Source organism: Algoriphagus ratkowskyi, from assembly GCF_002150505.1.
In the GTDB taxonomy this organism is placed as follows: domain Bacteria; phylum Bacteroidota; class Bacteroidia; order Cytophagales; family Cyclobacteriaceae; genus Algoriphagus; species Algoriphagus ratkowskyi.
The window spans coordinates 183576-197813 of sequence record NZ_MSSV01000004.1 but is presented as its reverse complement, the minus strand read 5'-3'; the positions used below and the strand labels follow the sequence as shown (position 1 = coordinate 197813).

The window sequence follows — 14238 nt, the reverse complement described above, 5'->3', positions numbered from 1 at the left end:
TATTAATTTTTTTTGATTAAAGAAATAAAATCGTCAAACAAGTAACGTGAATCATGAGGTCCTGGAGACGACTCGGGGTGGTATTGAACAGAGAAGGCTGGCTTGTTTTTGAGACGAATACCTGCGACAGTATTATCATTCAGGTGAACATGAGTGATTTCAACATCTGGGTTTTGTTCCGTGTCCTCACGAGAGATATTAAATCCGTGATTTTGTGAAGTAATTTCACTTTTTCCTGTGACAAGATTTTTAATTGGATGGTTCAGACCTCTATGTCCATGGTGCATTTTATAGGTAGAAATACCGCAAGATTCCGCCATAAGCTGATGTCCTAAGCAGATTCCAAATACTGGCTTACCTGTTGCTAGAATATCCGTAGTTGTCTTTACCGCATAGTCCATGACTGCAGGGTCGCCGGGGCCATTAGAGAGAAAATAAGCATTAGGTGCCCATTCTTCCATTTCAGCAAGAGTTGCTTTTGCAGGAAAAACCTTACAATACACACCACGATCAGACAGATTTCTTAGGATATTCTTTTTGATCCCAAAATCCATACAGGCCACTTTGATTAACGCATTCTCATCTCCATAGAAATAGGGGACTTGAGTACAGATAGTGGAAGATAGTTCCAAGCCATCCATATTTGGAACTTTATCTAAACGTGCTTGCAAGCCATCCAGATCATCTTCAAATTCAGAGCTGATAATAGCATTCATGGCACCTTTCGAGCGAAGATGTCGTACTAGTTGCCTAGTATCTATATCTGCAATCCCTGTGACACCATTTTTCACTAGATAATCCTGAAGAGATCCTGCTGCATCGAGCCGTGAAAAAACATCTGAAAAGGTATTTACTACAATACCTCCGATAGTTGGGTGATCAGATTCCACCTCTTCGTCGATCACACCATAATTTCCGATGTGAGAAGTAGTATTCACAATGATTTGTCCAGTATAGGATGGATCTGTGTAGATCTCCTGATAGCCAGTCATTCCGGTGTTGAAGCAAATCTCACCACCATTTGTACCTGGATTACCGATTAAGGAACCGTGAAAAACAGTTCCATCTGCTAAGAGTAAAGTTGCTTTTTGTTTGATCATTTTGCTTAGTAATTGCCCAAAGTTAAAAATTTATTGGGAAGGAAGTTTAATGAAAAGGGTATAAAAAAAGGATTGAACAAATGTCCAATCCTTTCAATATCGTGAAGTGACTGATCAACTTATTTGTTATCAGTTTCTTCCTCAGCAGAATCAGCTGAAGCTTCAGGAGCTTTAGGCTCTTCAGCATCCTTTGCAGGAGCTTCTTCTTTAGCTGGAGCAACTTCTGCTTTTGCGGTTTCTTCAGACTCTGCAGCCTTACCAGTGCCTCTACGAGATCTTCTGGTAGTTTTCTTAGCAGGTTTAGCGTCTTTCAACATCAATTCGTTGAAGTCTACCAATTCGATGATACACATTTCAGCGTTATCACCTAATCTAAAACCAGTTTTAATAATCCTGGTGTATCCACCTGGACGAGTAGCTACTTTAGAGATTACTTCACCAAATAGTTCGATTATCGCTTCCTTATTTTTCAAATAAGCAAACGCCATACGTCTATTGTGTGTAGTATCTTCCTTAGCTCTAGTCACTAGTGGCTCCAAGTACTTCTTCAATTCTTTAGCCTTGGCAAGCGTGGTTGAGATACGCTTGTGAAGAATCAGCGAAGTTGCCATATTAGAAAGCATTGCTTTTCTATGAGCGGCCTTCCTTCCAAGGTGGTTAAATTTCTTACCGTGTCTCATTATTATTTATTCTTCATCAAGTTTATACTTAGAAATATCCATCCCGAAAGTCAGGTTTTTTTCTTGGATCAGTTGCTCTAGTTCAGCAAGGGATTTCTTTCCAAAGTTTCTGAATTTCATCATGTCAGAAATTTCAAGTTTGGCAAGGTCACCTAAAGTCTTCACATCAGCGGCTTTAAGACAATTGAACGCTCTAACCGATAGGTCAAGATCACTCAAAGAAGTCTTAAGAAGCTTTCTCATATGCAAGAATTCTTCGTCAATTGGCTCCGGCTCTGCTACTCCAGTTGAATCAAGGACCATCGTTTGGTCAGAGAATAACATAAAGTGTTGGATAAGGATTTTGGCAGATTCCTGAAGGGCTTTCTCTGGGTGGATAGAGCCATCAGTGGAAACTTCCATGATCAATTTTTCAAAGTCAGTCTTCTGTTCTACACGCGTATTTTCAACACTGTATTTCACATTTTTAATAGGTGTGAAAACTGCGTCAATAGCGATAGTACCGAAAATTTGTTCTTTTGGTTTGGATTCTTCAGCTGGTAGATACCCTCTTCCTTTTTCCATCGTCAATTCGATCTCAAAGTTTTTGGTTTCGTCAATATGACATATAACCAACTCTGGGTTCAAGATTTCGAAAGAAGAAGTGAACTTAGCAATGTCCCCGGCAGTGAAAACAGATTGATTCTTGATTTCCACAGTGATTTTCCCGTCAAATGCGTCATGCACTTTCTTGAATCTCACCTGCTTAAGGTTCAAAATAATATCTGTAACGTCTTCAACTACACCTTCGATGGTCGAAAACTCATGCACTATACCAGGAATTTTGATGGCAGTGATGGCATAACCTTCCAAAGAAGAAAGCAATATTCTTCTCAGGGCGTTACCAATTGTAACTCCATAGCCTTTTTCAAGTGGCTTGAATGTGAATAGGCCATGAAAATCATCGGCTTTTTCCATCACCACTTTCTCGGGCATTTGAAATGCTAGTATGGACATATATCTCGTTCTTTTTTAAAAGCTGAAAATATTAAAATATTACTTAGAGTATAGTTCGACAATGAGCTGCTCCTTGATATTCTCAGGAATATCATCTCTGCCTGGAACACTGACGAATTTGCCGGTCAATGATGTGCCATCCCACTCTAACCAGGAATATTTATTAGCACCTCTACCTGCTAAGCTATTAGTGATTGCTTCTAGAGACTTTGATCTTTCTCTTACAGAAACTACATCACCTGGCTTAAGTGTAAACGAAGGAATATTAACCACCTCACCGTTTACAAGCACATGCTTGTGAGAAACTAGTTGTCTAGCACCTCTTCTGGTAGGGGAGATTCCCATTCTATATACCGTGTTATCCAATCTTGCTTCTAGAAGCTGAAGAAGGTTTTCACCGGTGATTCCAGATTTTCTGGAAGCAATATCAAACATCTTAGCGAACTGTCTCTCCAATACACCGTAGATGTATTTTGCTTTTTGCTTCTCAGCAAGTTGGATTGCATATTCAGACTGCTTTTTTCTTCTACCTCTACCATGTTGACCAGGAGGGTAATTTTTCTTTGCAAGTGCTTTGCTATGTCCTTCAATAGCCTCGCCAAATTTTCTGGCAATCTTTGCTTTAGGACCTCTATATCTAGCCATTGTATTACAATTTTATGATTAAACTCTTCTACGCTTAGGTGGACGACAGCCGTTGTGCGGCATCGGAGTCACATCGATGATCGTAGTCACATCCAATCCTACATTTTGCAATGTTCTGATCGCTGATTCACGACCAGATCCTGGACCTTTTACAAATACTTCGATTTTTCTCAAACCTAAGTCATATGCTACTTGTCCACAGTTTTGCGCCGCCATCTGTGCTGCGTAAGGAGTATTTTTCTTTGAACCTCTGAAACCCATTTTACCGGCAGAAGCCCAAGATATTACTTGACCTGCATTGTTGGTAAGAGAGATAATAATGTTGTTGAAGGACGCTCTGATGTGAGCCTGCCCTACAGCTTCAACCTTTACTACTCTTTTTTTACCCTTTGCTTTATCGTTTCTTTTCTGAGCCATAATCTAAATCAGGTTTTATTTAGTTGCTTTTTTCTTGTTTGCAACTGTTTTTCTCTTACCCTTCCTTGTTCTGGCGTTGTTCTTGGTATGTTGACCACGAACTGGAAGTCCTTTTCTGTGTCTCAAACCTCTATAGCAACCAATATCTTGTAGTCGCTTGATGTTCAATTGGATCTCTGACTTTAATACACCTTCGGTTCTGAACTCTTCCGCGATAATATTACGGATGGAGGTTGACTCATCGTCATCCCACTCACCTGCTTTTTTATCGAAAGAGATACCGGCCTTGGTCAGGATAGCTTTGGCTGCAGATCTACCTAATCCGAAGATGTAGGTAAGTCCGATTACGCCACGCTTATTGTCTGGTATGTCTACACCTGCAATTCTAGCCATAATTTAACCTTGTCTTTGTTTAAACTTAGGATTCTTCTTATTGATGACATACAAAACTCCTTTTCTACGGATTAGCTTGCAGTCAACACTTCTTTTCTTGATGGATGTTTTTACTTTCATCTCAGTCTTATTTATATCGATATACAATTCTGCCTTTACTCAAATCATAGGGAGACAGTTCCAACTTAACTCGATCACCAGGAAGAATCTTTATATAATTCATCCTCATCTTACCAGATATATGGGCGATCAATTGATGCCCATTCTCTAGTTCCACTTTGAACATCGCATTAGACAATGCTTCCTTAATCGTACCGTCTTGCTCTATTGATGTTTGCTTGGCCATATTAGAATTTAAAATTCTCTTCTATGTATTTATGAGAGGTAAGTACCTCTGTTCTATCTTCAAATATCGCTACTGTATGCTCATAATGTGCTGAAGGTTTTCTATCCGCTGTACGAATAGTCCATCCATCCCGCTCTTGGACAATATTTCGTGTACCAAGATTAATCATGGGTTCAATAGCGATCACCATTCCATCTTTCAGCAAAGGTCCGCTTCCTTTCTTTCCATAATTGGGAACCTCAGGACCTTCATGTAGATTTCTGCCTAATCCATGTCCAACAAGCTCTCTGACTACAGTATAGCCTCTCGCTTCTACGAACTTCTGAATGGCATTACCCACATCACCGATCCTATTTCCAAAAACAGCTTGCTCAATTCCAACGTAAAGTGAATCTTTGGTGGCTTTCAATAAAGCTTTAATAGCAGGAGAGACCTCACCAATAGGATATGTATAAGCGGAATCGCTATGAAAACCTTGGTGAAAGACTCCACAATCTATTGAGATTATATCGCCATCTTTCAATTCATATTTACTGGGAAAACCATGTACTACTACTTCATTCACAGAAATACATAGTGAAGCAGGAAACCCATTGTAGCCCTTAAAAGAAGGTACTCCATCATGATCCCTGATAAACTCCTCAGCAATTTTATCTAGAAAAGAGGTCTTTACCCCTTCCTTGACATGTTTCGCTACTTCCCCGTGGGCTTTGGCTAGTATGTCGGCACTTTCTTTTATTAACTTAACTTCCTCAGAAGTCTTGTAATTGATCATCTTAGGCAACTTGGTAATTTGAAGGATTATTCTTCACATTACCACTCTTCATCATGCCTTCGTAATGTCTCATCAACAAGTAACTTTCAATCTGTCTAAGTGTATCCATGATAACACCTACCATAATCAGTAGAGATGTGCCACCATAGAATTGAGCAAATTCACCACCTACTCCAGATATAATAGCAAGAGCAGGAAGTATAGCTACCGCAGCTAAGAGTATAGATCCAGGAAGTGTAATCTTAGAAATAATTCCATCGATAAATTCCGAAGTAGGAGCTCCTGGCTTTATACCTGGAACGAATCCTCCATTTCTCTTCATATCTTCAGCTATCTGCTCAGGATTAACTGTAATAGCAGTGTAGAAGAAGGTAAATAAGATGATCATTAGTGCGAACAGCAGATTGTATTGCCATGATGTGAAATCACTGAAAGTAGCTCCAATGTAGTTAGCAATATCATTCTCGGAAGCCCAGATCTGCGCAATAAGTGCAGGGACGAACATCAAAGATTGAGCAAAGATAATTGGCATAACACCAGAAGCATTCACCTTTATAGGGATATACTGTCTTTGTCCACCATAAACTTTGCCACCCACTACTTGCTTGGCGTACTGTACAGGGATTCTTCTTGTAGCTTCAGTTAAGGCAATAACCCCAACTACCACGAAGAACAGTACAGCTGCCTCGATAATAAGAAGCAACATTCCTGAAGTACCTTTCTCTAAACCTTCAGCTATAATAGCACCAGGGAACCTAGAAATGATACCAATCATGATTAACATAGAGATACCATTACCAATGCCTTTCTCCGTGATCTTCTCTCCAAGCCACATGCAAAACATGGTACCTGCAGAAAGTAAAACCAAAGAACTAAACATAAATAAGACAGGATCTACCATTACTGCTCCTGTAGGCATGATAGTAGCGGAAACATAACCGATACCTTGTGCAACTGTAATCAGGATAGTCAAAACTCGAGTGATCTGGTTGATTCTCTTTCTCCCAGACTCACCCTCTTTCTGCATTTTCTGAAAATATGGTACTCCGACAGTCAATAACTGCAACACAATGGAAGCAGAAATATATGGCATAATGCCTAGCCCGAAGATAGATGCGTTACTGAACGCTCCACCAAGGAATGTATCGATCAATCCAAAGATACCTTCAGGAGCTTCTCCTAAACGAGAAGGGTCCACACCTGGAAGAACTATGAACGACCCCAATCTGAATATGATCAAAAAACCGATCGTATTCATGATTCTAACTCTAAGGTCTTCGATAGAGAAAATGTTCTTAACTGTCGAAATAAACTTTTTCATTAAATTAAATTGTGTTTACCGTTCCGCCCGCTTTCTCAATAGCTGCTGTTGCAGTTCCAGAAAATTTATGAGCAGTTACGTCTAATTTGGAATTCAATTCACCTCCACCGAGGATTTTGATTTTGTCATTCTTAGAAGCGATACCATGAGAAATCAAAGTCTCCATGTTTACTGCTTCAAGATTGTACTGCTCGGCAAGGCCTTGCAATGTATCCAAATTTACTGGTTTGAACTCAACTCTATTCAAGCTTTTGAATCCAAACTTAGGAACTCTTCTCTGAAGAGGCATTTGACCGCCTTCAAAACCTAATTTAGACTTATAGCCTGATCTTGATTTAGCTCCTTTGTGACCTCTTGTAGAAGTTCCACCTCTACCTGAACCTGTACCTCTACCAATTCTCTTTCGATTTTTGGTAGATCCTTCAGCTGGTGTTAATGTATGCAGTTTCATAATTAAGCTTCCTCCACTTTTACAAGGTGATTAACTTTATTTACCATACCGGCAATCTGAGGCGTGTTTTCAACGACAACTGATTTGCTGATACGACCAAGACCTAGAGCAGTAATAGTTGCTTTTTGATCTTTCGGTCTATCGATGGTACTTTTGGTTTGCGTGATTTTGATCTTAGCCATGATGATTATCCGTTAAATACTTTTGACATTTTAACGCCTCTCTGTTGTGAAACAGCGATCGCATCTCTAAGCTGTACCAAAGCTTCTATTGTAGCTTTTACCACGTTGTGAGGATTAGATGATCCTTTGGATTTTGCCAAAACGTCTGTAACGCCAGCACTCTCCAAAACTGCACGCATAGCACCACCAGCGAGAACGCCTGTACCTGGTGCAGCTGGTTTGATCAAAACAAACCCTCCACCGAATTTACCAATTTGCTCGTGAGGTATTGTGCCTTTCAAAATTGGTACTTTGACCAAGTTCTTCTTTGCATCTTCAATGCCCTTAGTAATTGCATCAGTTACTTCACTGGCTTTACCCAATCCGTAACCAACAACACCTTGGCCATCACCCACTACAACAATTGCTGAAAAAGAGAATCTTCTACCACCTTTTACCACTTTGGCTACTCGGTTGATAGCTACTACTTTTTCCTTTAAATCTGTATCTGTAGCCCTGATAGGCTTTCTTCTTAGTTGAGACATAGCTTATTAAAATTTAAGGCCTCCTTCTCTGGCACCTTCTGCCAAAGCTTTCACATTCCCATGATACAAGTAGCCATTTCTGTCAAATACTACGGAGTCTACTCCGTTTGCAACAGCTCTTTCAGCAAGTTTTTTACCTACTTCTTTGGATACTGATACATTAGCGTTAGCCTTTGCTCCCAATTCTTTGGAAGAAGCCTGTGCCACGGTCTGACCTTTAAGGTCATCGATAAGCTGAGCGTATATGCCAGTATTACTTTTGAAAACTGACAAACGAGGTCTGGAATCAGTACCAGAAATTTTTCTTCTGATACCCTGCTTGATTCTAAGTCTTCTGGAATTCTTATTAAATGCCATAACCTATTATTTTTTAGCGGCAGTTTTACCAGCCTTACGTCTAACTTGTTCACCAACGAAGCGCACACCTTTTCCTTTGTAAGGTTCAACCTTACGCAATGATCTGATTTTTGCGGCAACTTGTCCAATCAATTCTTTATCTATCGATTCTAAGGTAATGATTGGATTCTTACCTTTTGCAGTCTCAGCTTTAATCGCAACCTCTTCAGGAAGCAACATAAAGATGTTGTGAGAGTAACCAAGATTCAATTCAAGAATCTGACCCTGGTTAGACGCCTTATAACCTACACCCACAAGCTCCAAATCTTTCTTGTATCCTTCAGACACACCTATCACCATATTGTTGATAAGTGATCTGTAAAGACCGTGAATAGACTTGTGTCTTTTGGAATCTGTAGGTCTAGTGACAACGATCTCGTTATCTTCTACTTTCACTGTGATATCAGGATTAACATCCTGCACCAGTGTACCCTTTGGACCTTTAACAGTCACAGTACCTTTGTCTGTGACGTCTACAGTAACACCGCCGGGTATATTTATTGGTTTTTTACCTATTCTAGACATGATAGTAAATTAGTATACGTAGCAAAGAACTTCTCCACCAACACCTTCAGTTCGGGCTTCTTTGTCTGTCATCACACCTTTAGAGGTGGATACGATTGCTATCCCAAGACCATTAATTACTCTAGGAAGCTCTGGGTGTTTCACATATTTTCTCAAACCTGGCGTACTAACTCTCTTCAGGCTTACAATAGCATTTTGCTTAGTAACAGGATTGAATTTCAGAGCAATTTTGATTGATCCCTGAGGACCATTTTCTTCAAACTTGTAATTCTGAATGTATCCTTTGTCATGCAATACTTTTGTAATCTCTTTCTTGATGTTAGAAGCAGGAATTTCTACGATTCGGTGAGATGCCTTGATGGCATTTCTCAACCTAGTCAGATAATCAGCTATTGGATCAGTCATTGTATATTATAGTCTAGCTACACCCGATTTGGGCGTGCAAAGTTACGAATTGATTTTTAGAATAAAAACTACTGTCGTTTTTTTACCAGCTGGACTTTGTCACTCCAGGGATCTTGCCTGCTGAGGCCATTTCTCTGAAGGTTACCCTGTTGATACCGAACTTTCTCATGTAGCCTTTAGGGCGACCAGTAAGCTTACATCTATTATGAAGTCTTACAGGAGATGCGTTCTTAGGCAATTTGTCAAGAGCTTCATAATCACCGGCTGCTTTCAGCGCGGCTCTTCTATCAGCATACTTGGCTACCAGACGCTCTCTTTTTCTCTCACGAGCTTTGATTGACTCTTTTGCCATGACTATTCTTCTTTAGTTTTTTTAACGAAAGGCATTCCGAAAGCCTTAAACAATTCCAAACTCTCCTCATCTGTCTTAGAAGATGTCACAAAAGTGATATCCATACCAGAGATTCTGTTTACTTTCTCGATGCTAATCTCTGGGAAAATAATTTGCTCCTGCACACCAAGTGTGTAATTGCCTCTTCCGTCAAAACCTTTATCTGAAATGCCTTTGAAATCTCTCACACGTGGAAGTGCGATAGTAATAAGACGATCAAGAAATTCATACATCGTCCGACCTCTCAAAGTAACTTTAGCTCCGATAGGCATTCCTTCTCTCAACTTAAAGTTGGAAACAGAAGTCTTTGCGATAGTCGAAACAGCTCTCTGACCAGTGATCAAAGATAACTCTTCTACACCTTGGTCAACCAATTTCTTATCTGCTACAGCAGCGCCGATACCTTTGTTAAGAACAATTTTTTCCAACTTAGGTACTTGCATTATAGAAGAGTATTGAAACTTCTCTTTCATAGCAGGGACGATTTCGTCCACATACTTTTGCTTGATTCTTGGATTAGCCATTGATTACCTCCCCTGATTTCTTAGAGTATCTTACTAATTTACCATTTTCGCCTGCTTTGCGACCAGTCCTAGTGGCTTCACCAGTTTTTGGATCTACAAGTTTCAGGTTACTAATATGCATTGAAGCTTCTTTCTTATCGATACCGCCTTGTGGCTTAGATGCTGTAGGCTTCACATGTTTTGTGATCATATTAAGACCCTCAACGATTGCTCTGCTTTTTAGCTTATCGACGGAAAGTACTTTTCCTGTCTTGCCTTTATCATCCCCTGCGATCACTTTTACAGTGTCCCCAGTTTTGATATGCAGCTTTGTTTGTTTCTTCACTTTTTTTACCATGATTACAATACTTCAGGAGCCAATGAAACGATTTTCATAAACTGCTTCTCTCTCAACTCTCTAGCAACTGGGCCGAAGATACGCGTGCCTCTAGGCTCGTCGTTGTTGTTCAATAAAACAGCTGCATTATCCTCGAAACGAATATAAGAACCATCTTTTCTTCTTATTTCTTTACGAGTACGTACGATTACCGCTCTTGACACGGTACCTTTTTTCATGCTGCTGGAAGATAAAGCAGATTTTACTGTCACAACGACTTTATCGCCGATTGAAGCATATCTCTTTTTTGTTCCTCCCAATACGCGGATTACTAGTACCTCTTTGGCACCTGAATTGTCCGCTACGCTTAGTCTAGATTCTTGTTGGATCATGATTACTTAGCCCTTTCAATAATTTCAACTACTCTCCAACGCTTGTTCTTACTCAGCGGACGAGTTTCGCTGATTTTAACCAAGTCACCTGGGTTGCAATCATTAGTCTCGTCATGAGCCATAAATTTGGTTGTTTTGGTAACGTACTTACCATAGATAGCGTGCTTTACACGACGTTCTATTAGTACAGTGATGGACTTGTCCATCTTGTTACTTACCACCTTACCAACTCTTTCTTTTCGAAGATTTCTCTCTATCGTAGCCATATTCTTTTTGTTAGCTAGTTATTTGGCAGCCAATGCAGTCTTTAATCTTGCGATAAAGCGCTTGGTCTCGCGGATTCTGTTAGGATTCTCTATAGGAGATATCGAGTGCGCAAACCTAAGTTTGGTTAGATTCTCCTGTTCTGCGACTAGTCGCTCGGCGATTTCACTGTTTGAAAGTGAATTGATTTCTGTATTTTTCATAGTGCTTATAATTCAGCGTAATCTCTACGAACAACAAATCTGGTACTTACAGGCAGTTTCTGCTGTGCAAGTCTCAACGCTTCCTGAGCTGTCTCCAGGCTTACGCCTGTAGCTTCGAAAAGGATCGTTCCTGGCTTGATAACGGCCACCCAATACTCAGGAGCTCCCTTACCTTTACCCATACGAACCTCAGCGGGCTTTTTAGTGATAGGCTTATCAGGGAAAATTCTGATCCAAACCTGTCCTTCTCTTTTCATTGCTCTCGTCATTGCGATACGAGCTGCCTCGATCTGACGGGATGTTATCCATCCTGGCTCAAGGGACTTGATGCCAAAGTTGCCAAAAGAAAGCGTATGCCCTCTTTGTGCAATGCCTTTGACACGGCCCTTTTGCATTTTCCTATATTTAGTTCTTTTTGGCTGTAACATGCGTTCTCACTTATGGGTGAAAATTAGTTATTTCTTTTTCTTCGTCTTGGACCGTCATTTCTCTTAGGACCTGCATTACGAGCGCCTTTAGGCTCATTTGCAGCTCCCTGATTAGGAGAAAGATCTCTTTTACCGTACACTTCACCTTTGAAGATCCAAACTTTGATTCCGATCAATCCATAAACCGTAAGGGCTTCTGAAAGTGCGTAATCAATATCTGCTCTCAATGTGTGAAGAGGAATTCTTCCTTCTTTGTACATTTCAGAACGGGCCATTTCAGCTCCGCCTAGACGTCCAGAAAGTTTAACTTTGATTCCTTCCGCTCCCACTCTCATGGATGCTGCTATAGCTTGCTTCATAGCTCTTCTAAAAGAAATTCTTGCTTGAAGCTGCTGAGCGATTGATTCACCTACCAATTTCGCATCCAATTCAGGACGCTTGATTTCGAAGATATTAATTTGAATATCCTTATTCGTGATATTCTTAAGCTCTTCTTTCAGTTTATCTACTTCGGCTCCACCTTTACCAATTACAACACCTGGACGGGCAGTATGAATCGTAAGAGTGATTCTCTTAAGCGTACGCTCGATAATCACTTTAGAAATACCTCCCTTAGGAATTCTGGCAAGGACGTACTTACGGATCTTCTGATCTTCGTATAGTTTTTCAGCAAAGTCTTTCCCACCATACCAGTTGGAATCCCAGCCTTTGACTACACCAAGTCTAAATCCTATTGGGTTGATCTTTTGTCCCATAGTCTGTTCTTAATTTGCCTTTTCGTTTGTTTCTACTACATCAGCGGTAACAGCTTGGTCGTTGAATGAATCAACTATAAGGGTTACATGATTTGATCTCTTGCGGATTCTGTGACCTCTACCTTGAGGAGCTGGTCTTAATCTCTTAAGCATTCTACCTTCATCTACCATTACAGTTTTGATGAAAAGGTCAGCCTCTTCTAGTTTGGCATCAGGGTTTTTCGCTTGCCAGTTGGCTACAGCGGAAAGCAACAACTTCTCAAGTCGAATAGCTCCATGGTTAGGAGTGAATTTCAATATGCTAAGTGCCAATCCTACTCTCTTGCCTCTGACAAGGTCAGCCACAAGGCGCATCTTACGCGGAGATGTAGGTACATTATTTAATTTTGCTAATGCTTCCATGGTTATCTCTTTCCTTTATCTTTTTTGGCAACGTGGCCTCTGAAATTTCTGGTAGGAGCAAATTCACCTAGCTTATGACCTACCATATTGTCTGTAACAAATACAGGGATGAATTTATTCCCATTATGCACAGCGAAGGTATGTCCTACGAAATCTGGAGAAATCATTGATTTTCTTGACCAAGTCTTGATTACCGATTTCTTTCCTGATTCGTTCTGAGCATCCACTTTCTTCACAAGATGGTGCTCGATATAAGGACCTTTTTTTAATGAACGTGCCATAATTATTTAGATCTTTTTACGATGAACTTGTTTGAATACTTCTTAGGAGATCTTGTTTTCTTGCCTTTAGACAATAGACCTTTTCTTGATCTAGGGTGTCCTCCAGAAGAACGACCTTCACCACCACCCATTGGGTGATCTACTGGGTTCATTGCAACACCTCTTACACGAGGTCTTGATCCGAGCCATCTCTTACGACCGGCTTTACCCAATACTACGTTCATGTGATCACCATTGGAAACAGTTCCAACAGTTGCCATACATGTGTTAAGTATAAGTCTCATCTCACCAGATGGAAGTTTTACAGTCACGTATTTCCCATCACGGGCTACGATCTGCGCATATCCTCCAGCACTTCTTACCATTGCTGCACCTTTACCTGGCTTCAACTCCAAACAATGTACAATTGTACCCATTGGAATATTAACAACTGGCATGGCGTTACCCACTTCTGGAGCAACTTGCTCACCGGAAATCACTGTTTGTCCTACTGACAAACCTTCCGGGGCGATAATGTAGGCCTTAGCACCATCTGCGTAATATAGTAGAGCAAGACGTGCCGTTCTGTTTGGATCATACTCAATAGCTTTCACTACTGCAGGTATACCGAACTTTCTTCTTTTGAAGTCTACTATTCGTAGTCTTCTCTTATGACCGCCACCAATATTTCGGACAGTCATTTTGCCTTCATTATTTCGTCCACCTGACTTCTTCAATGGAGCAAGAAGAGATTTTTCCGGCTTCGACGCTGTAATCTCGTCAAACGCTGGAGCTACTCTGAATCTTGTCCCTGGAGTTACAGGCTTCATCTTTTTAATTGCCATGATATAGATTCAATTAAATTTCTCCGTAAAAATCAATCACTTCACCATCGGCTACTTGCACGATTGCTTTCTTGAAAGCATTGGTAAAGCCTGAAACCACTTTAGCTTTAGTGTATCTAGACTTATGCTTTGCAGCATATCTAATGGTTCTGATAGAAACCACTTTCACACCAAACGTTTTCTCTACAGCATGTTTGATTTCTGGTTTCTTCGCGGTTTTCTCCACGATGAATCCATAAACGCCTCTTTCGTTCATGGCAGAAATCTTTTCTGTAATTAAAGGCTGCTTTAGAATATCCATT

At 40.4% G+C, this 14238-nt stretch carries 28 protein-coding genes; all 28 read right to left on the bottom strand.

Annotated elements, in window-relative coordinates:
• Positions 1–2 precede the first annotated feature (2 nt).
• Positions 3–1100, bottom strand: a complete 1098-nt coding sequence (gene carA, locus BVH02_RS06380; RefSeq protein WP_086500321.1) for a glutamine-hydrolyzing carbamoyl-phosphate synthase small subunit — start codon at positions 1098–1100, stop codon at positions 3–5.
• Positions 1101–1219: 119 nt separating this feature from the next.
• Positions 1220–1780, bottom strand: coding sequence for a 50S ribosomal protein L17 (gene rplQ, locus BVH02_RS06375; RefSeq protein ID WP_086500319.1), 561 nt, complete (start codon positions 1778–1780; stop codon positions 1220–1222).
• A gap of 6 nt (positions 1781–1786) precedes the next feature.
• A complete protein-coding gene (locus tag BVH02_RS06370) occupies positions 1787–2776 on the bottom strand; it encodes a DNA-directed RNA polymerase subunit alpha (RefSeq protein ID WP_086500317.1) in 990 nt (329 codons plus the stop codon).
• 39 nt (positions 2777–2815) lie between these two features.
• Positions 2816–3421, bottom strand: a complete 606-nt coding sequence (gene rpsD / locus BVH02_RS06365; protein ID WP_086500314.1) for a 30S ribosomal protein S4 — start codon at positions 3419–3421, stop codon at positions 2816–2818.
• Between the two features lie 18 nt (positions 3422–3439).
• On the bottom strand, positions 3440–3838 hold the full coding sequence (gene rpsK, locus BVH02_RS06360; protein WP_057939435.1) for a 30S ribosomal protein S11: 399 nt from the start codon (positions 3836–3838) through the stop codon (positions 3440–3442).
• A 15-nt stretch (positions 3839–3853) separates the two neighbouring features.
• Entirely contained in the window at positions 3854–4231 is a 378-nt protein-coding gene (gene rpsM, locus BVH02_RS06355) for a 30S ribosomal protein S13 (protein WP_086500312.1), read from the bottom strand.
• A 3-nt stretch (positions 4232–4234) separates the two neighbouring features.
• On the bottom strand, positions 4235–4351 hold the full coding sequence (gene rpmJ, locus BVH02_RS06350) for a 50S ribosomal protein L36 (RefSeq protein ID WP_075349342.1): 117 nt from the start codon (positions 4349–4351) through the stop codon (positions 4235–4237).
• A gap of 7 nt (positions 4352–4358) precedes the next feature.
• On the bottom strand, positions 4359–4577 hold the full coding sequence (gene infA / locus BVH02_RS06345) for a translation initiation factor IF-1 (RefSeq protein WP_057939437.1): 219 nt from the start codon (positions 4575–4577) through the stop codon (positions 4359–4361).
• 1 nt (position 4578) lies between these two features.
• The gene (map, locus tag BVH02_RS06340) at positions 4579–5352 is read right to left on the bottom strand and encodes a type I methionyl aminopeptidase (protein WP_086500310.1); all 774 of its coding nucleotides are present in this window, start codon (positions 5350–5352) and stop codon (positions 4579–4581) included.
• A gap of 1 nt (position 5353) precedes the next feature.
• Positions 5354–6673: a preprotein translocase subunit SecY gene (gene secY / locus BVH02_RS06335; protein ID WP_086500307.1), complete on the bottom strand. Its 1320-nt coding sequence runs from the start codon at positions 6671–6673 to the stop codon at positions 5354–5356.
• A 4-nt stretch (positions 6674–6677) separates the two neighbouring features.
• On the bottom strand, positions 6678–7124 hold the full coding sequence (gene rplO / locus BVH02_RS06330) for a 50S ribosomal protein L15 (protein WP_086500305.1): 447 nt from the start codon (positions 7122–7124) through the stop codon (positions 6678–6680).
• A 2-nt stretch (positions 7125–7126) separates the two neighbouring features.
• Positions 7127–7306 (bottom strand): 50S ribosomal protein L30, encoded by a 180-nt coding sequence (gene rpmD, locus BVH02_RS06325; protein ID WP_086500303.1) that lies wholly within the window; start codon positions 7304–7306, stop codon positions 7127–7129.
• A gap of 5 nt (positions 7307–7311) precedes the next feature.
• Positions 7312–7830: a 30S ribosomal protein S5 gene (rpsE, locus tag BVH02_RS06320; protein ID WP_086500300.1), complete on the bottom strand. Its 519-nt coding sequence runs from the start codon at positions 7828–7830 to the stop codon at positions 7312–7314.
• Positions 7831–7836: 6 nt separating this feature from the next.
• Positions 7837–8187, bottom strand: coding sequence for a 50S ribosomal protein L18 (gene rplR / locus BVH02_RS06315; RefSeq protein WP_086500298.1), 351 nt, complete (start codon positions 8185–8187; stop codon positions 7837–7839).
• 6 nt (positions 8188–8193) lie between these two features.
• Positions 8194–8751: a 50S ribosomal protein L6 gene (gene rplF / locus BVH02_RS06310; RefSeq protein WP_086500295.1), complete on the bottom strand. Its 558-nt coding sequence runs from the start codon at positions 8749–8751 to the stop codon at positions 8194–8196.
• A gap of 9 nt (positions 8752–8760) precedes the next feature.
• Positions 8761–9156, bottom strand: a complete 396-nt coding sequence (gene rpsH, locus BVH02_RS06305; RefSeq protein WP_086500293.1) for a 30S ribosomal protein S8 — start codon at positions 9154–9156, stop codon at positions 8761–8763.
• An 82-nt stretch (positions 9157–9238) separates the two neighbouring features.
• On the bottom strand, positions 9239–9508 hold the full coding sequence (gene rpsN / locus BVH02_RS06300) for a 30S ribosomal protein S14 (RefSeq protein WP_057939446.1): 270 nt from the start codon (positions 9506–9508) through the stop codon (positions 9239–9241).
• A gap of 2 nt (positions 9509–9510) precedes the next feature.
• Positions 9511–10071 carry a 50S ribosomal protein L5 gene (gene rplE / locus BVH02_RS06295; RefSeq protein WP_086500291.1) on the bottom strand — a complete coding sequence of 187 codons (561 nt, stop codon included), beginning with the start codon at positions 10069–10071 and terminating at the stop codon, positions 9511–9513.
• Entirely contained in the window at positions 10064–10408 is a 345-nt protein-coding gene (rplX, locus tag BVH02_RS06290; protein ID WP_086500288.1) for a 50S ribosomal protein L24, read from the bottom strand. The genes rplE and rplX overlap by 8 nt, the downstream gene beginning before the upstream one ends.
• A 2-nt stretch (positions 10409–10410) precedes the next feature.
• A complete protein-coding gene (gene rplN, locus BVH02_RS06285; RefSeq protein WP_086500285.1) occupies positions 10411–10779 on the bottom strand; it encodes a 50S ribosomal protein L14 in 369 nt (122 codons plus the stop codon).
• Between the two features lie 2 nt (positions 10780–10781).
• Positions 10782–11045, bottom strand: coding sequence for a 30S ribosomal protein S17 (rpsQ, locus tag BVH02_RS06280; protein ID WP_086500281.1), 264 nt, complete (start codon positions 11043–11045; stop codon positions 10782–10784).
• An 18-nt stretch (positions 11046–11063) separates the two neighbouring features.
• Positions 11064–11246: a 50S ribosomal protein L29 gene (gene rpmC, locus BVH02_RS06275; protein WP_086500279.1), complete on the bottom strand. Its 183-nt coding sequence runs from the start codon at positions 11244–11246 to the stop codon at positions 11064–11066.
• 5 nt (positions 11247–11251) lie between these two features.
• Complete coding sequence (gene rplP / locus BVH02_RS06270) at positions 11252–11674, bottom strand: 50S ribosomal protein L16 (protein WP_086500277.1); 423 nt, start codon at positions 11672–11674, stop codon at positions 11252–11254.
• 23 nt (positions 11675–11697) lie between these two features.
• Positions 11698–12429, bottom strand: a complete 732-nt coding sequence (rpsC, locus tag BVH02_RS06265) for a 30S ribosomal protein S3 (RefSeq protein WP_086500275.1) — start codon at positions 12427–12429, stop codon at positions 11698–11700.
• A 9-nt stretch (positions 12430–12438) separates the two neighbouring features.
• Entirely contained in the window at positions 12439–12831 is a 393-nt protein-coding gene (gene rplV, locus BVH02_RS06260) for a 50S ribosomal protein L22 (protein WP_086500271.1), read from the bottom strand.
• A 2-nt stretch (positions 12832–12833) separates the two neighbouring features.
• The gene (gene rpsS, locus BVH02_RS06255) at positions 12834–13112 is read right to left on the bottom strand and encodes a 30S ribosomal protein S19 (protein ID WP_086500269.1); all 279 of its coding nucleotides are present in this window, start codon (positions 13110–13112) and stop codon (positions 12834–12836) included.
• 2 nt (positions 13113–13114) lie between these two features.
• A complete protein-coding gene (gene rplB, locus BVH02_RS06250) occupies positions 13115–13936 on the bottom strand; it encodes a 50S ribosomal protein L2 (protein ID WP_086500266.1) in 822 nt (273 codons plus the stop codon).
• A gap of 13 nt (positions 13937–13949) precedes the next feature.
• A complete protein-coding gene (rplW, locus tag BVH02_RS06245; RefSeq protein WP_086500264.1) occupies positions 13950–14237 on the bottom strand; it encodes a 50S ribosomal protein L23 in 288 nt (95 codons plus the stop codon).
• Between the last annotated feature and the right edge of the window lies 1 nt (position 14238).